Origin of the sequence: Streptomyces sp. NBC_00637 (genome assembly GCF_045161545.1) — a bacterium.
Lineage (GTDB): Bacteria > Actinomycetota > Actinomycetes > Streptomycetales > Streptomycetaceae > Streptomyces.
The window spans coordinates 1,260,846-1,277,726 of record NZ_CP109046.1; the positions used below are offsets into that span (position 1 = coordinate 1,260,846).

The 16,881-nt window shown below is 72.2% G+C and carries 14 protein-coding genes; 6 read left to right on the forward strand and 8 right to left on the reverse strand.

Translation table 11 applies throughout. From position 1 onward, the window contains the following. Positions 1-5: 5 nt before the first annotated feature. Genes OG440_RS05490 through OG440_RS05510 form a run of 5 tightly spaced genes read right to left on the reverse strand, consistent with a single transcriptional unit; the run spans position 6 to position 5,280 of the window. Complete coding sequence (locus tag OG440_RS05490) at positions 6-890, reverse strand: glycosyltransferase family 2 protein (RefSeq protein ID WP_406005691.1); 885 nt, start codon at positions 888-890, stop codon at positions 6-8. Then, the gene (locus OG440_RS05495) at positions 887-1,666 is read right to left on the reverse strand and encodes a CDP-alcohol phosphatidyltransferase family protein (protein WP_406005692.1); all 780 of its coding nucleotides are present in this window, start codon (positions 1,664-1,666) and stop codon (positions 887-889) included. The genes OG440_RS05490 and OG440_RS05495 overlap by 4 nt, the downstream gene beginning before the upstream one ends. Beyond that, complete coding sequence (locus OG440_RS05500; protein ID WP_406005693.1) at positions 1,644-2,705, reverse strand: iron-containing alcohol dehydrogenase family protein; 1,062 nt, start codon at positions 2,703-2,705, stop codon at positions 1,644-1,646. Before OG440_RS05500 ends, OG440_RS05495 begins: the two co-directional genes overlap by 23 nt. Further along, positions 2,693-3,445, reverse strand: coding sequence for a sugar phosphate nucleotidyltransferase (locus OG440_RS05505; protein ID WP_406005694.1), 753 nt, complete (start codon positions 3,443-3,445; stop codon positions 2,693-2,695). Before OG440_RS05505 ends, OG440_RS05500 begins: the two co-directional genes overlap by 13 nt. Then, on the reverse strand, positions 3,442-5,280 hold the full coding sequence (locus OG440_RS05510) for a DUF5941 domain-containing protein (protein ID WP_406005695.1): 1,839 nt from the start codon (positions 5,278-5,280) through the stop codon (positions 3,442-3,444). The genes OG440_RS05505 and OG440_RS05510 overlap by 4 nt, the downstream gene beginning before the upstream one ends. 542 nt (positions 5,281-5,822) lie before the next feature. On the opposite strand from OG440_RS05510, the gene OG440_RS05515 reads away from it, so the two are divergent. After that, positions 5,823-6,764, forward strand: a complete 942-nt coding sequence (locus OG440_RS05515; protein WP_406005696.1) for a cation diffusion facilitator family transporter — start codon at positions 5,823-5,825, stop codon at positions 6,762-6,764. Positions 6,765-6,950: 186 nt separating this feature from the next. Beyond that, complete coding sequence (gene idi, locus OG440_RS05520; RefSeq protein WP_406005697.1) at positions 6,951-7,544, forward strand: isopentenyl-diphosphate Delta-isomerase; 594 nt, start codon at positions 6,951-6,953, stop codon at positions 7,542-7,544. 3 nt (positions 7,545-7,547) lie between these two features. Here idi and OG440_RS05525 read toward each other — a convergent pair whose 3' ends face one another. Further along, positions 7,548-8,066 carry an ATP-binding protein gene (locus tag OG440_RS05525; protein WP_406011261.1) on the reverse strand — a complete coding sequence of 173 codons (519 nt, stop codon included), beginning with the start codon at positions 8,064-8,066 and terminating at the stop codon, positions 7,548-7,550. Between the two features lie 349 nt (positions 8,067-8,415). Between OG440_RS05525 and OG440_RS05530 the strand changes: the two genes are divergently transcribed. The 3 genes from OG440_RS05530 (at position 8,416) to OG440_RS05540 (ending at position 11,961) form a co-directional block, all read left to right on the forward strand. Beyond that, on the forward strand, positions 8,416-9,165 hold the full coding sequence (locus tag OG440_RS05530) for an enoyl-CoA hydratase/isomerase family protein (protein WP_406005698.1): 750 nt from the start codon (positions 8,416-8,418) through the stop codon (positions 9,163-9,165). Between the two features lie 168 nt (positions 9,166-9,333). Next, positions 9,334-9,465: an LPFR motif small protein gene (locus OG440_RS05535; RefSeq protein ID WP_330347479.1), complete on the forward strand. Its 132-nt coding sequence runs from the start codon at positions 9,334-9,336 to the stop codon at positions 9,463-9,465. A gap of 81 nt (positions 9,466-9,546) precedes the next feature. Further along, on the forward strand, positions 9,547-11,961 hold the full coding sequence (locus tag OG440_RS05540; protein ID WP_406005699.1) for a Tex family protein: 2,415 nt from the start codon (positions 9,547-9,549) through the stop codon (positions 11,959-11,961). Positions 11,962-12,094: 133 nt separating this feature from the next. Here OG440_RS05540 and OG440_RS05545 read toward each other — a convergent pair whose 3' ends face one another. Beyond that, positions 12,095-13,735: an ABC-F family ATP-binding cassette domain-containing protein gene (locus OG440_RS05545; RefSeq protein WP_406005700.1), complete on the reverse strand. Its 1,641-nt coding sequence runs from the start codon at positions 13,733-13,735 to the stop codon at positions 12,095-12,097. A gap of 149 nt (positions 13,736-13,884) precedes the next feature. Here OG440_RS05545 and OG440_RS05550 point away from each other — a divergent pair, with 149 nt between their 5' ends. Further along, positions 13,885-14,847 carry an FAD-dependent oxidoreductase gene (locus tag OG440_RS05550; RefSeq protein WP_406005701.1) on the forward strand — a complete coding sequence of 321 codons (963 nt, stop codon included), beginning with the start codon at positions 13,885-13,887 and terminating at the stop codon, positions 14,845-14,847. Positions 14,848-14,861: 14 nt separating this feature from the next. Here OG440_RS05550 and OG440_RS05555 read toward each other — a convergent pair whose 3' ends face one another. Beyond that, complete coding sequence (locus OG440_RS05555) at positions 14,862-16,805, reverse strand: Xaa-Pro dipeptidyl-peptidase (protein ID WP_406005702.1); 1,944 nt, start codon at positions 16,803-16,805, stop codon at positions 14,862-14,864. Between the last annotated feature and the right edge of the window lie 76 nt (positions 16,806-16,881).

A 16,881-nucleotide genomic window follows, 5' to 3' on the forward strand; every position in this document is an offset into this window, starting at 1 on the left:
GCTTGTCAGATCACCGGGGGCCGGCCCAGTCGGGTCAGCCGCCACACCGTACGCCACTTCATGGGCCTACGAGGTCCGCACGGAGTGCTCCAGCCTTCCCGGAAACCGCCGAACCACGCCTTCAGCGCGGACCCCGAGGGGCGGCGCGCCAGGGTGAGCAGCAACCAGACCCCGAGATAGACGGGGACCAGCGGAGCGGGAAGGTTGCGCCGGGCCAGCCAGACCCGGTTGCGGGCGACCATGCGGTGGTACACCGCGTGCCGCGAGGGCGCGGTCGTCGGGTGGTACAGCACCATGTCGGACCGGTAGTCGATCATCCAGCCCGCGTCGAGGGCCCGCCATGCCAGGTCGGTCTCCTCATGGGCGTAGAAGAACTCGTCCGGGAGTGCGCCCACTTCCGCGAAGACCTTGGTGCGCACGGCGTTGGCGCCCCCGAGGAACGTGGTGACCCGGGAGGAGCGCATCGGGTCGGCGGCACGCAGCCGGGGTACGTGACGGCGCTGGGTGACACCGGTCTGCGGGTCGGCGATCCGGAAGCTGACGATGCCCAGCTTCGGATCGGCGTCGAAGGCCCGGCGGCACAGTTCGGCGGTGTCGTGGTGGGCCAGGAGGCCGTCGTCGTCCAGGAACAGCAGGATGTCGACGTCGCGGCCGCTGGGGCCGAAGGCCTCGATGCCCACGTTGCGGCCGCCGGGGATGCCGAGGTTCTCGGGCAGCTCGATCGTCCTGACGCCCTCGGGGACGTCCGGGACGGGCGAGCCGTTGCCGACCACGACCACCTCGACGCGTTCGCCGTCCTGCTTGGCGATCGAGTCCAGCAGCGCTCTCAGCTCGTCCGGGCGGTTGCCCATGGTGATGACGACCGCGCCGACCTTCCCGGGCGCGCTCACTTCAGCCTGCTCGACGCGAGGATGGACACCAGGTGCAGCAGGGTCTGCAACAGCGCGATGCCGGCCAGCACGGCGACGCCCAGCCGGGAGAAGAAGAGGTCGCCGCGCACCTGGTCGACGACCGCCAGGGCCAGGATCAGCAAGGACGCCTCGATGCCGAGGACGAGCCGGTGGAACTGGAGCGCCGAGGCCGCCCGGCGGGCCAGCGCCATCCCGGAGGAGCGCGGTTCGGACGCCGACTCCTTGACCGGCGGCATACCGCCCTGGTGCCGGGCGACGCCGACGAGGTCGGTCTCGGCCTTGATCAGGATCGCGCCGAGCGCGGCCAGCGTGCCGAGGAAGGCCCAGAGCCAGTCGATCCGCCCGCTGCCCCACAGGTCGGCGGCGCGCAGTCCGAAGCCGACCAGCACGGCGGCGTCGGTGAGATACGCCCCGACCCGGTCCAGGTAGACCCCGGCGAGCGAGTACTGCTTCTTCCAGCGGGCGATTTCGCCGTCGACGCAGTCCAGCAGCAGGTACATCTGGACACACACCACGCCGAGCACGGCGCCCGTGATCCCCGGCACCAGCAGGGCCGGGGCCGCGAGCACGCCGAAGACGGTCATCAGGTACGTGAGCTGGTTGGGTGTGACCCTGGTGTTGACCAGGTAGCGGTCGACCCGCAGGGACACCTCACGCATGTAGAGGCGTCCCATCCAGTGCTCACCGCTGCGCCGGTCCTTCACCCCCGGAGGGTGGACGACCGGTCTGAGTTCAGCTACCGATGGCCTTGACATAGTCGGCGTAGATGTCCTTGATCTGTTCGGTCTTGAGGTCGAGGTGTTCGATGATCGTGTAGCGGCCCGGCCGGGTCTCGGGAGCGAACTCCACGGCACGGACGAACTCGTCCACCGTGAAGCCGATGTCCTGCGGCAGGACCGGGAGTCCGTGCCGGCGCAGCACCTGGGCCATGTAGGCCGACTCCTCGTGGGCTCCGCGCAGGTACATCGCGAAGGTCGCGCCGAGCCCGCACTGCTCGCCGTGGGCGGCCGCCCGCTTGGGGAAGAGCAGGTCGAAGGCGTGGTTGATCTCGTGGCAGGCGCCGGAGGACGGGCGGGAGTCGCCCGACACCGACATCGCGACGCCGCTGAGCACCAGCGCCTCGGCGAGCACCTGGAGGAAGTCGGTGTCGCCGACGCCGCCGGGGTGGCGCAGCACCGCCTCACCGGCCTGCCGGGCGATCGCGGCGGCGAGGCCGTCGATCCTCTCGCCCTTGACCCGGTTGGCGAGTTCCCAGTCCGCGATCGCGGAGATGTTGGAGACGGCGTCCCCGATGCCGGCCCGCACGTAGCGGACCGGTGCCTCGCGGATGACGTCCAGGTCGATCACGACGGCGATCGGGTTCGGCACACCGTAGGAGCCGCGGCCCGCGTCGTTGTCGAGGGTGGCGACCGGCGAGCACAGGCCGTCGTGCGCGAGGTTCGTGGGTACGGCGACCAGGGGGAGGCCCACCCGTGCCGCGGCGAACTTGGCGCAGTCGATGATCTTGCCGCCGCCCAGGCCGACGACCGCGTCGAAGTGGCCGGCCTTTATGTCGGTGGCCAGCTGGACGGCGTCGTCGAGGGTCCCGCCGCCGACCTCGTACCAGGTGGCGCCGGGCAGGGCCGGGGTGAGGCGCTCGCGCAGCCGGGCGCCGGAGCCACCGCTGACGGCGATCGCGAGCTTGCCCGAGTGCGAGATGCGCTCGTCGGCGAGGACCCCGACCAGGTCGTCGAGGGCACCCGGGCGGATGTCCACGACGACCGGTGAGGGGATCAGCCGGGTCAGTACTGGCACGCGATCTCCCGTCCACGGGCGAGATCGTCGTGGTTGTCGATCTCCACCCACTTGACGTCGCCGATCGGCGCCACGTCGATACGGAAGCCCCGGTTCACCAGTTCCTGGTACCCGTGCTCGTAGAACTGCTGCGGGTCGGTCTCCCACACGGTCTTGAGCGCGTCGGCCAGCTCGGGGGCGGCGTCGCCCTCGATGAGGGTGACGCCGATGTACTCGCCGGTGGCCTCGGCGGGGTCCATCAGCTTGGTGATCTTCGTCATGCCCTTGCCGGGATCGACGACGACCTTCATCTCCTCGTCCGCGAGGGACTTCACGGTGTCGAGGGCGAGGATGATCTTCTTGCCCTCGCCGCGGGCGGCGAGCAGTGTCCGCTCGACGGAGACGGGGTGGACGGTATCGCCGTTGGCGAGGATCACGCCGTCCTTGAGGGCGTCACGTCCGCACCACAGGGAGTAGGCGTTGTTCCACTCCTCGGCCTTGTCGTTGTCGATGAGGGTGAGCTTGAGGCCGTACTTCGCCTCCAGCGCCGCCTTGCGCTCGTACACGGCCTCCTTGCGGTAGCCGACGATGATCGCGACCTCGGTCAGACCGATCTCGGCGAAGTTGCCGAGCGTCAGGTCCAGCACCGTGGGCTCGCCCTCTATACCCGCGGGCCCCACCGGCACCAGCGCCTTGGGCAGGCTGTCGGTGTAGGGGCGCAGACGCCGTCCGGCGCCGGCCGCCAGCACGAGGCCGATCATGCGGGTTCTCCTTCATCGTGTACGGACGGGGCGCCTGCCCGGTGGGCGGCGACCCAGAAGCGGATGCTCTCGACGAGCACCACCACGGCGACGACCACGGCGAGGACCGTGAGCGCGACCGTGAACTGCGAGGCGGTGAGCAGCACGGCCAGCACGGCGACGAGCAGCGTGCGCCCGTCCTGCCCCCCGATGGCGCGCACCAGCCAGGCCGGCGGCGCACCGGCGTTGCCGCGGATGCGGTACACCGTGTCGTAGTGATGGTAGGCGACGGCGGAGACCAGCCCGAAGGCCGCGGGAAGGGCCCCGTGCACATCGGCCCGGATCGCGAGGACGAGGACCACGCAGTACTCGCCTGCCCTGAAGAGCGGCGGCACCAGCCAGTCGAGGGCGCCCTTGAGGGGGCGGGCGACGGCGTCGGCGGAGAGCAGGACGTACATGACCGCGGCCAGCAGGAGCGAGAAGCCGGGCCCGTCGAAGGACGCCGCGAGCACCAGCAGGAGAGCGCCCAGCAGGGCACCGACCGGCGCCGGGATGCGAAGACCTGCGGGGAGTGTGCGGGCCACCAGCTCGGTGAGCGGGCCGCTGTCCGCGAGGTCCGCCAGCGCCTGCGCCGCCCGGTCCGTCCGCCTGGCCTTGCGGGTCAGCGAGCGCAGCACCCGGCCCGCCGTGGTGTAGGTCGCCGCGAAGGCGCAGCCGACGAGCAGCGCGTAGAACGTGATGCGGGGGGTGGTGGCGGCGGTGAGAACGGCGATCATGGCCCATCGTTCGCCGATGGGCAGGACTATCATCCGCCGCACCCAGACCGTCCAGCCGACGCTGTCGAGCTTGTCGGAGAGGGCGGCGGTGGGGCTGGTGTTGGCGGTGGCGTCGTGGTTGGCCTCGTTGAACGAGAAGTCGACGACGTGCCGGCAGGTCTGGAGGACCATCGCGCCCAGCGCCAGGGCCCACACGTCGTCGCCGCCGCGGGCGGCGCCGAGGGCGAGGCCCGCGTAATAGGCGTACTCCTTGGCGCGGTCGAAGGTGGCGTCGAGCCAGGCGCCGAGCGTGGAGTACTGCAGGGAGTAGCGGGCGAGCTGGCCGTCGGTGCAGTCCAGGACGAAGGACGCGATCAGCAGGACGCCGGCCGCGACGAACCCGCCCCGGGTGCCGGTGGCCGCGCAGGCCGCCGCGATCAGCGCGGTGATCAGCGAGGCGGTGGTGACCTGGTTGGGGGTGAGGCCGCGGCGGGCGCACCAGCGGGCGAGGTAGCGCGAGTACGGGCTGATGCAGTAGGTGGTGAAGAAGCCGTCGCGGGCCTTCACGGCCGACTTCAGGCGCACGGCCTCGTCGTCGACGGCGGCGACGGCCTGCCGTGCCTCGTTGCGGGCCTGCGGGTCGGCGGGGACCTCCGCGACCAGAGTGCCCAGTGCGGGCCGGTACACCTCGGCGCCGTCGGCGTCGAGGGCGGCGACCACCCGGTCGGCGAGGCTGTCGACGTCCTCCACACTCGACGTCGCCCGGGCGGTGGCTGTGCCGTGCGCGGTGCCGCCGCTCGCCGAGTTCTCCCGGGCCATCGCGCGGGTCAGGGCCTGACGGCCGGCCGGTTGCGCGGTCACCGCGCCCGGGAGCGCGGCGAGCGGGAAGCGGGGGTCGGTGAGGCCGAGACGCAGCGCGTGCTCGTGGCCCACGAAGCGGGCGTCGACGACGGCGACCCGCTGGTCACCGGGGACGGCGGCGAGGAGGGCCTCGGCGTCCACGGCGTCGGAGGCGGTCCGGACGTCGAAGCCGAGGGACCGCAGATCGCCCTCGATCGACGATCCGGGGACCGGCGAGCCGGTGAGGATGGCGGTCGACAACCGAACTCACTCCCTGGGTCCGGCGCGTTCACGCCGGTCATGTACATGATGGAGGCGCCCCTTGGCTGCACCGGCGACTTCACCAGTGGCTGCACCAGGCGGGCGGCATGTCGGCAGAGGCTATCGGATGCCGGGAACGCCGTGTTCACCGCCCGTTCAGGCACGATCGGCGCCGTCCGGCGGCACGGGGTGAACCCGGCTCGAACCGGCCTTTGCCGAGATCATCATCGGTGATCGGCGGCCCGGGCGACAAACCGCGCCCCCCAGAGCCGACATCGCGGGCATAGCGCACCGCGCCGGGGCGTCCGCACCGGGAGCCGTACCGGCAGCGGTACCGGGAGGCATGACGTCTTCCCACCCCCAGCCCGGCCGTCGGCTTCCCCCGCCTCGGGAGGCTCCCTGACCTGCTCTTCGTTTCCGCAGGTCAGGGCACATGACAACGGTGTTCAGTACCGCGTTGCCCGATACCCCCCTCCCGTAGTTCACTGAGATCGCGGGGCAGAACGCGATGGCCCACGACGGACCACAGAAGGGCTGCTTCCATGGGGGCTGGGCACGACCACGGCCATACGCACGCGCACGTGCCGCCCACCGGTACGGCCGCGGCGGCGTACCGGGGCAGACTGCGCGTCGCGCTGTCGATCACCCTCGCCGTCATGGTCGTCGAGATCGTCGGCGGGGTGCTCGCAGACTCCCTCGCACTGGTCGCGGACGCCGCGCACATGGCGACGGACGCGCTGGGACTGGGCATGGCGCTGCTCGCCATCCACTTCGCCAACCGGCCGCCGAGCGCGAACCGCACCTTCGGGCTGGCCCGCGCCGAGATCCTGGCCGCCCTCGCCAACTGCCTGCTGCTGCTCGGGGTGGGCGGCTACGTCCTGTACGAGGCGGTCCAGCGGTTCTTCACCCCCGCCGCGACCGAGGGCGGGCTGATGATCTGGTTCGGCGCGTTCGGTCTGGTCGCGAACGTGATCTCGATGTCGCTGCTGATGCGCGGCCAGGCCGAGAGCCTGAACGTGCGCGGGGCCTTCCTGGAGGTGGCGGCGGACGCGCTGGGCTCGGTGGCGGTGCTGATCTCGGCGGTGGTGATCCTGACCACCGGCTGGCAGACCGCCGACCCGATCGCCTCGCTCGTCATCGGCCTGATGATCGTGCCGCGCACCGTGAAGCTGCTGCGCGAGACGCTCGACGTGCTGCTGGAGGCGGCCCCCAAGGACGTCGACATGGCGGAGGTGCGCTCCCACATACTCGCCCTGGACGGCGTGGAGGACGTCCACGACCTGCACGCGTGGACCATCACCTCCGGGATGCCGGTCCTGTCGGCGCACGTGGTGGTGCGCTCGGACGTACTGAACGCGATCGGCCACGAGAAGATGCTGCACGAGCTCCAGGGCTGTCTGGGCCACCACTTCGACGTGGAGCACTGCACCTTCCAGCTGGAGCCGAGCGGGCACGCCGAGCACGAGGCGCGGCTCTGTCACTGAGCGTGTCCACCGGTCGCGCGGTGTGATCCGCACAGACGTTCCGTACGGTTCCCCGCCCACCGCGCCGGGCAAGATCACCTACCGGGTCCCTCGCCGTGCGGGACATGCGCGCTTTCGCGCGAAGTGCCGGGAGTGCCGGACGCGTACGGCAGACTGGGGACGCGAGGACCGATGTTAAGGATGGGTATGCCGATCACACCTGCCACCGCGACACACACGTCGTCGAACGGCACCGCGGACGCGATCTTGCTGGAGCTGGTAGACGAGAACGGCGTCACGATCGGCACCGCGGAGAAGCTGGCCGCCCACCAGCCGCCGGGGCAGCTGCACCGCGCGTTCTCCGTGTTCCTCTTCGACGAGCGGGGCCGGCTGCTGCTCCAGCGGCGGGCGCTCGGCAAGTACCACTCCCCCGGCGTGTGGTCCAACACCTGCTGCGGTCACCCCTACCCCGGTGAGGCGCCGTTCGCGGCGGCCGCGCGGCGCACGTTCGAGGAGCTCGGCGTCTCCCCGTCGCTGCTCGCCGAGGCGGGCACGGTCCGCTACAACCACCCCGACCCGGAGTCGGGTCTGGTGGAGCAGGAGTACAACCACCTGTTCGTCGGGCTGGTGCAGTCCCCGCTGCGGCCGGACGCGGAGGAGGTCGACGACACGGCCTTCGTCACGCCCGCGGGGCTGGCGGAGCGGCACGCCGGGGACGCCTTCTCCTCCTGGTTCATGACCGTGCTGGACGCCGCGCGCCCCGCGGTCAGGGAGCTGACGGGGCCGTCGGCCGGCTGGTGACCCTCAGGGCACCCGCACGGGCTTGAGCGGCAGGGCGGCCCAGATCACCTTGCCGCCGCCCGCCGTGTGCTCGACGTCGCAGATCCCGCCCGCCTCCCGGGTGATCTCCCGTACCAGCAGCAGACCCCGGCCGCCCGTGCGGGCGTGGTCGGCCTCCAGGGCGGTCGGGCGGTAGGGGTGGTTGTCCTCCACCGACACCCGCACCCACTCGGCCCCGACCGCCACCTCCACGGCGAGCACCGGCGACAGCACGGCCGCGTGCCGGACGGCGTTGGTCACCAGCTCGGAGACGATCAGCAGGAGCCCCTGGGCCAGGTCGTCGGAGACCGGCACCCCCTGGCGGTACAGCAGGTCCCGCACGGCGTGGCGCGCCTGCGGCACCGAGGCGTCCACGGCGGACGCGGTGAACCGCCAGACGCCTTCGTAGGGCAGCGGCCGGGGCTCGGCCCCCGCCGAGGATGCGGAGGGTTCGCCCGGGTCGCCCTCCGGGCGGGGGTCGGGCCCGCGCCCCTGATCGTCCATCGTCCGGTCGCCACCCTCGCGCTCGATTGTCACCACACGTGAAGTGTTGGTACCGCGGCGCTCCCCTCCCGATGACTGAACAGAAGTCAGCAGTTATCGAACGTTTCCGACCGGCCCCGGATGCCGAAGTCGACCGCAGGACCGTTTCTGTCGTATCGGCGCCGACTTCGCGCACTCTTCGGGTTGTACGGGTTCGGTGGCGCCACTCCTCCCCTTTGGGCGACTTGGGGAATCTTCGGCCCCCTATCGCTCGCTCTGATCGCCTCTGGTCGCCTTTGCCGCCCGTGTCGTGCCTCTCATCCCGGCTCCCCTCGATCATGCGGACGACCTGGTGGTTAGCATCCGGGGCATGGAGCCCGATCTGCTGCACGGCGTCACCGACGCGGTCGCCACCGTCGTCCTGCACCACCCGGCGAAGCGCAACGCCATGACGTCCGCGATGTGGGCCGCGCTGCCCCCGTTGCTCGACACCCTGGCCGGCGACCCGTCGGTGCGGGCACTCGTGCTGACCGGTGCGGGTGGCACCTTCTGCGCGGGGGCCGACATCTCCACCCTCCAGAAGTCGCCGCGGGAGGCGCAGGAGCTTGCGGTGCGTGCCGAGGAGGCCCTGGCGGCGTTCCCGAAGCCGACCCTGGCGGCGGTCCGGGGGCACTGCGTCGGCGGCGGCGCCCAGCTCGCCGCGGCGTGCGACCTGCGCTTCGCCGAGGAGGGCGCGCTGTTCGGGGTGACGCCGGCGAAGCTCGGGATCGTCTACCCCTCCACCGCCACCCGCCGCCTGGTGTCCCTGGTGGGCCCGGCCACCGCCAAGTACCTGCTCTTCTCGGGTGAGCTGATCGGCACCGAGCGGGCGCTGCGCACGGGCCTGGTCGACGAGGTGCTGCCCGTCGACGGACTCGAGGAGCGGGTCGCGGAGTTCACCCGCGTACTGGTGTCCCGCTCACAGCTGACGCAGGCCGCCGCGAAGGAGTTCGCCGACGGCCGCGGGGACCGGGACGCCCACTGGAGCGCGCAGGCGCGCGGCAGCGGCGACACCGCGGAGGGCGTCGCCGCGTTCCTGGAGCGCCGGGAGCCGCGCTTCACCTGGACCACGTCAGGATGAAGCGACCGCGGGGTCGCACTCCACGCCTCTTCGCGGCCCGCTCCGCCCGCCGGGCGGCGGTGACGGGTGCCCCCGCCTCGGCCGACACGAGTCGTGAGCATGCTCCGACGATCTCGAGGTACCCGGACATCCTCGGCCACAGCGGCCGGGCGACGAAAGGGGAAGCTCGTGTTCCGTGCGATCGCAGACGTACTGCGACAGATCGGTGGCGCCGTCGCCACCGTCGTGACCCTGCCCTTCCGGGCCCTGGCCCGGCTCTTCGGCGGGGCCTCGGGCTCCGCCCGGAGCCGCAGGGCCTGATGACCGCGCCCTGATCCCCGAGTGTCGGTGTCACCTGCCACAATTGCCGCGCAACCTCAGTGGAGAAGGCGGTACGGGATCGTGACGACACCCGGGTCCATCGAAGTAGGGTCCATCGAAAGCAGGATCGCCGAGGAACTCGGCGTACGGCAGCGGCAGGTGAAGGCCGCCGTGGAGCTGCTCGACGGCGGCTCGACGGTGCCTTTCATCGCCCGCTACCGCAAGGAAGCGACCGAGATGCTCGACGACGCGCAGCTGCGCACGCTCGAGGAGCGGTTGCGCTACCTGCGGGAGCTGGAGGAGCGCCGGACGGCGATCCTGGAGTCGGTGGGCGAGCAGGGCAAGCTCACCGACACGCTCCGGGCGCAGATCCTCGGCGCGGAGACCAAGGCGCGGCTGGAGGACATCTACCTGCCGTACAAGCCCAAGCGGCGCACCAAGGCGCAGATCGCGCGCGAGGCGGGTCTCGAACCGCTCGCCGAGGGGCTGCTCGGCGACCCGACGGTGGATCCGCAGGCGGCGGCCGCCGCGTTCGTCGACGCCGACAAGGGCGTCGCCGATCCGCAGGCCGCGCTGGACGGCGCCCGGGCGATCCTCACCGAGCGGTTCTCGGAGGACGCCGACCTGATCGGCGAGCTGCGCGAGCGCATGTGGCGGCGCGGGCGCCTCGCCGCCAAGGTGCGCGAGGGCAAGGAGGAGGCGGGCGCGAAGTTCGCCGACTACTTCGACTTCGCCGAGCCGTTCACCGCGCTGCCCTCGCACCGCGTCCTGGCGATGCTGCGCGGCGAGAAGGAGGAGGTCCTCGACCTCGTCCTGGAACCGGAGGAGCCCTCGGAGCAGCCCGGCCCCTCGTCGTACGAGGGCATCGTGGCGTCCAGATTCGGCATCGCCGACCGGGGCCGTCCCGGTGACAAGTGGCTGACGGACACGGTCCGCTGGGCCTGGCGCACCCGCCTCCTCGTGCACCTCGGCATCGACCTGCGGCTGCGGCTGCGGACGGCCGCCGAGGACGATGCCGTCGACGTCTTCGCCGCCAACCTGCGTGACCTGCTGCTCGCCGCGCCGGCCGGCACCCGCGCGACGCTGGGCCTGGACCCCGGGTTCCGTACGGGCGTGAAGGTCGCCGTCGTCGACGCGACCGGCAAGGTCGTCGCCACGGACGTGATCCACCCGCACGTCCCGGCGAACAGGTGGGACGAGGCGATCGCCAAGCTCGCGCGGCTGGCGAAGGAGCACTCCGTCGACCTGATCGCCATCGGCAACGGCACGGCATCCCGCGAGACCGACAAGCTCGCCGGTGAACTCATCACCAGGCACCCGGAGTTGCAGCTCACCAAGGTGATGGTGTCCGAAGCGGGCGCCTCCGTGTACTCGGCCTCCGCCTTCGCCTCCCAGGAGCTGCCGGACATGGACGTGTCGCTGCGCGGCGCCGTGTCGATCGCGCGCCGGCTCCAGGATCCGCTCGCCGAGCTGGTGAAGATCGACCCGAAGTCGATCGGCGTGGGCCAGTACCAGCACGACCTGTCCGAGGTGAAGCTGTCGCGTTCGCTGGACGCGGTGGTGGAGGACTGTGTGAACGGCGTGGGCGTGGACGTCAACACGGCCTCGGCGCGGCTCCTGTCGCGGGTGTCCGGCATCTCCACCGGCCTCGCCGAGAACATCGTGGCGCACCGGGACGCCAACGGTCCCTTCACCTCCCGTTCCGAGCTGAAGAAGGTGGCCCGGCTGGGCCCCAAGGCCTACGAGCAGTGCGCGGGCTTCCTGCGCATCCGCGGCGGCAGCGACCCGCTGGACTCCTCCAGCGTCCACCCGGAGGCGTACCCGGTGGTGCGGCGCATGGTGAAGACCTCCGGCCAGGAGGTGGCCTCCCTCATCGGCAACACGGGTGTCCTGCGCTCGCTGCGGCCGACGGACTTCGTGGACGAGACGTTCGGGCTGCCGACCGTCACGGACATCCTCAAGGAGCTGGAGAAGCCCGGGCGCGACCCGCGGCCCGCCTTCAAGACGGCCACCTTCAAGGAGGGTGTGGAGAAGATCTCCGACCTGTCCTCCGGGATGGTCCTGGAGGGGGTCGTGACGAACGTGGCGGCCTTCGGGGCGTTCATCGACATCGGTGTCCACCAGGACGGTCTGGCGCACGTCTCCGCGCTGTCGAAGACGTTCGTCAAGGACCCCAGGGACGTCGTCAAGCCCGGTGACATCGTCAAGGTGAAGGTCCTCGACATCGACATCCCGCGCAAGCGGATCTCGCTGACTCTCCGGCTGGACGACGAGGCGGCCCCGCAGGGCGGTCAGGGTCAGTCCTCCGGCGGCGGCCGCCCGCAGCGGAGCGGTGGTCGTCCGCCGCAGCAGCGGCAGCAGGGCGGGCAGCGCGGCGCGGGCGCCGGCGGAGGGGGCGGCGGTGGTTCGCGCCAGGCTCCCCCGCCGGGCAACAGCGCGATGGCCGACGCCCTGCGGCGCGCGGGCCTCGTCGACCCCAAGAAGGGCAGGCGCTGACCGCGAAGCGCGACGCCGGGGTCCGGCCCACCGGGCCCCGGCAGCCCTGGCGGGACGGGGCCCGGCGTCGGAGGGCCCAGGTCGAGCGCGGGTGCCGGGCGTCGCGTGCCCGGCGGGACTTCGCGGATACGACCTAGCGCTCGGTCACCTTGCCGGCCGCGATCTCCAGGCGGCGCGTGACATGGACGGCGTCCAGCATGCGGCGGTCGTGGGTGACCAGGAGCAACGTGCCCTCGTAGGCGTCGAGGGCCGACTCCAACTGCTCGATGGCCGGCAGGTCCAGGTGGTTCGTCGGCTCGTCGAGGACGAGGAGGTTGACGCCCCGCCCCTGGAGCAGCGCGAGCGCGGCGCGGGTGCGTTCGCCGGGTGACAGGGTGGCCGCCGAGCGTGTGACGTGGTCCGACTTCAGGCCGAACTTGGCCAGCAGGGTGCGCACCTCGGCGGGTTCGGTGTCGGGCACGGCCGCGCGGAACGCGTCCAGCAGGGACTCGGAGCCGTGGAACAGCTGCCGTGCCTGGTCGACCTCGCCGACCAGGACGCCCGAGCCGAGGGTGGCCTGTCCGGCGTCCAGCGGGATCCGGCCGAGGAGCGCGCCGAGGAAGGTCGACTTGCCCGCGCCGTTCGCGCCGGTGACCGCGACCCGGTCGGCCCAGTCGATCTGCAGGGACACCGGCCCGAAGGTGAAGTCGCCGCGCCGTACCTCGGCCTCGCGCAGGGTCGCGACCACCGCGCCGGAGCGCGGGGCGGTGGCGATCTCCATGCGCAGTTCCCACTCCTTGCGGGGCTCCTCGACGACGTCCAGGCGTTCGATCATGCGCTGGGTCTGCCGGGCCTTCGCGGCCTGCTTCTCGCTGGCCTCGCTGCGGAACTTGCGGCCGATCTTGTCGTTGTCGTTGCCCGCCTTGCGGCGCGCGTTCTTCACGCCCTTGTCCATCCAGGAGCGCTGTGTCTGCGCGCGGTCCTGGAGGGCCGACTTCTTGTCGGCGTATTCCTCGAAGTCCTCACGGGCATGCCGGCGGGCCACGTCCCGCTCCTCCAGGTAGGCGTCGTAGCCGCCGCCGTAGAGGTTGATCTGCTGCTGGGCGAGGTCGAGTTCGAGGACCTTGGTGACCGTGCGGGTGAGGAACTCGCGGTCGTGGCTGACGACGACGGTCCCGGCCCGCAGCCCCTTCACGAAGCGTTCCAGGCGTTCCAGGCCGTCGAGGTCGAGGTCGTTCGTCGGCTCGTCGAGGAGGAAGACGTCGTAGCGCGAGAGAAGGAGGGAGGCGAGGCCGGCGCGGGCGGCCTGACCGCCGGACAGGGAGGTCATCGGCTGGTCGAGGCCGACTCCGAGGCCGAGCGAGTCGGTGACCTCCTCGGCGCGCTCGTCGAGGTCGGCGCCGCCGAGGTCGAGCCAGCGCTCGAGGCTCGTGGCGTAGGCGTCGTCGGCGCCGGGCGCCCCGTCGACCAGGGCCTGGGTGGCCTCGTCCATGGTGCGTTGAGCCTCGGCGACGCCGGTGCGGCGGGCGAGGAAGTCCCGCACGCTCTCGCCGGGTCGGCGCTCCGGTTCCTGGGGCAGATGGCCGACGGTCGCGGTCGGCGGGGAGAGCCTGAGCTCGCCCTGCTCGGGCGCGGTGAGCCCGGCGAGCAGCTTGAGCAGGGTGGACTTGCCCGCGCCGTTGGCACCGACCAGCCCGATCACGTCCCCGGGGGCGACGACGAGGTCGAGCCCGGAGAAGAGGGAGCGGTCGCCGTGGCCGGCGGCGAGGTTCTTGGCGACGAGGGTGGCAGTCATCAGGTCGTCGATCCTAGTGGTCGTCCGGGGGTGGGGTCGTGTCGGTCCGCTCACGTCGGTCTCCCCGCGGCCCGCGCGCCATGCCCCGTGTCTCCCGCGATGCCTGCGCGATCTCGCCGTCGGGCGGTGCGGTCGGTTAACGTCCGGGCGTGGACACTCGGTGGAACGGCGATGTGGTCGTGGTCGGCGGCGGGGTCATCGGGCTGGCGACGGCGGTCGTGCTCGCCGAACGCGGCCTGCGGGTCCGGGTCTGGACGCGCGATCCGGTCGAGCGGACCACCTCGGCCGTGGCCGGGGCGCTGTGGTGGCCGTACCACATCCGGCCGAAGGTGTCGGCGCGGGCGTGGGCGCTGCGCTCGCTGGAGATCTACGAGGAGCTCGCCGGGCGGCCCGAAGAGACCGGTGTGCGCCTGGTCGACGGGATACTGGGCGAGACGGACCTCGACGAGGTCGAGGGCTGGGCGGCGGGCCAGCTGGCCGGGATGCGCCGGACGACGGCGGGCGAGTACGGCGCGGGGACCGCCGTGCGGGCACGGCTGCCACTGATCGACATGTCGACCTATCTGCCCTGGCTCCGGAAGCGGCTGCTCCGCGCGGGCGGCACGGTCGAGGAGCGCACCGTGACCGATCTGGCGGAGGCGGAGGCGCCGGTGGTGGTCAACTGCACGGGACTCGACGCCGGGCGGCTGGCGGTGGACCCGTCGGTGCGGCCCGTCCGGGGGCAGCTCGTCGTCGTGGAGAACCCCGGCGTCGACACCTGGCTGGTCTCCACCGGCCCGGACGGCGAGATCGCCTACCTGTTCCCGCACGGCGGCCGGCTGCTGCTCGGCGGTACCGCCCAGGACGACGCGTGGTCGCTGGAGCCGGATCCCGAGGTGGCCGAGGCGATCGTACGGCGGTGCGCGGCCCTGCGGCCGGAGGTCGCCGGGGCGCGGGTCCTGGAGCACCGGGTCGGGCTGCGGCCGGTCCGGGACACGGTACGGCTGGAGCGGGCGGAGCTGCCCGACGGCCGGCCGGTGGTGCACCACTACGGACACGGCGGGGCGGGCGTCACGGTGGCGTGGGGCTGCGCGGAGGAGGCGGCCGGGCTGGTGCTCTCGGCCGCCTCCTGACCCCGCGCGCGGTGTTACGGGATCCGGTACGTGTCGTGCGGTGCCCGTACGCCGTCCAGGGGCCGGGTGTCGGCGGTGGCCGCCGCCGATCCGGACGTGGCACGGGCGAACGCGTCGGCGCCGCCGACGAACGGGACCCGGGCCGAGGTGCCGGACAGGTCCAGGGTGAGGGTGGGGGTGTCGGCGGGCGGGTCGATGAGGTCCCTGTCGGTGCCCGCGACGATCAGTGCGAGACGGTGACCGGCCGGGACGACGTGGTCGGTGGCCGCCAGGTCGAGGGTGAGGGTGTACGCCCTGCCCGGGGTGAGAGGGACTCCCCTGCCGGGGTCGGCGTAGGTGCCGAGGTCGGCCCAGCCCCGGCTGACGACCGTCTGCCCCACCTCCGCGGTCCTGGCGCCGGTCTCCCGGAAGCAGGCGCTGTCGCCCGGGGTACCGGCGCCCCAGCAGGTGCGGTCGGTGAGCGTGCTGATGCCTTCGCCGCTCGCCGCGTAGTCGCGGATGGTGTCGGGTCCGACGTCGACGAGGACAGCGCTCAGGTGGGCCGTCGCGGTGGTGGGTGTGGCGGTGACGGTGACCTGGGACGAGCCGGACAGGCGCAGGTCACGGGTGAGGGGGCCGGTGACGAATCCGGCCTTGTCGGGGGTCGGGGTGTCGATCCGCGCGGCCCACTCGGTCTCGCTCAGCCGCGGGTCGTCGGTGAAGGCGGCGGTGCCCGTGCCCTTGCGCAGGCCGAGGGTGCCGACGCCGGGCTGCGCGCCGGTGGCGGGACGCAGGGTGGCGGTCCGGGTGCCGTGCGGCGGCCAGACGGCGGAGGTGACCCACTGGTCGGGGTGGCGTTCGATGTCGGCCATGGGTTCGCGGTCGACGCCGTTGTCGTAGCCGAGGAGTTCGTGGTCGAACCAGCGGTGCAGGGTGTCCACCCAGGCGGCGCGGCGGAAGTCGAAGGGGTCGACGTGGCCGGTCTGGGAGAGCCAGATCTTGCGCTCGACGCCGTTCTCGGCGAGGGCGTCCCACCACTGGCCGAGGTGCTTGGTGCGGACGTTGAGGTCCTGGAGGCCGTGGATGAGGAAGACGCTCGCCCTCACCTTGCGCGCGTCCCGGACGTAGTCGCGGTCGGCCCACAGCGACGTCAGGTCGCCGGTGCGCGGGGCCCCCTCGACCAGTTGCCGCTGGACGGTGGCGCACTCGGCGCGGGCCTCGGGGCTGTCGACGTAGTCGGAGAGCCAGTCGGGGCCGGAGTCGTAGAGGGGGGCGCCCTGGGCGAAGTAGTAGTCGTACCAGGAGGAGATGGCGGCGATCGGGACGATGGTCTTCAGGCCCCGCACACCGGTGGCGGCCACGCCGTTGGCTATGGTGCCGTCCCAGCTCTTGCCGATCATGCCGGTTCTGCCGTTGGTCCAGCCCGCCTCGGCGGTCGTGGTGCCGGTGCGGGTGGTGTACGCCTTGGCGCGGCCGTTCAGCCAGTCGACGACGGCCTTGGCGGACTGGACGTCGGAGCGTCCCCCGACGTCGACGCAGCCGTCGGAGCGGTTGGTGCCGGCCAGGTCGACGCCGACGAAGGCATAGCCGCGGGGCACGAAGTAGTTGTCGTAGAACAGCGGCATCTGGACGACGTCTCCGGCTGCGTCGTAGGTCTTGCGCTGGCTCTCGTTGCCGCGTCCGCAGCAGGAGTAGTAGGGGCTGGCGTCCATGATGACGGGCACCTTGCGGCCCTGTGCGGCGGGTTCGCGGGGGCGGACGATGTCGACGGCGACACGGTCCGCCTTCCCGTCGCCGTCGCCGTCGAGTCCGGTGTCCACCCAGACGGCCTCGCGGACGGCGTTCTCGTACGAGTACACGGGCCGGCTCTCGCGCGGGGTGCCGTGGGCCGCGGCCGGGGTGAGGAAGGCGGCCACCAGGAGGGTGATGGCGGCGGTCGCGAGCGGTCTCCAGATCGTGAAGCGCATGCGTGTCCACATGCGCGGGACGGTACCCGCGTCAACTCCCGTACATAAGAGGGCGGCTGTGGGCCCGCTGTGGCCGGATCACGCCCCT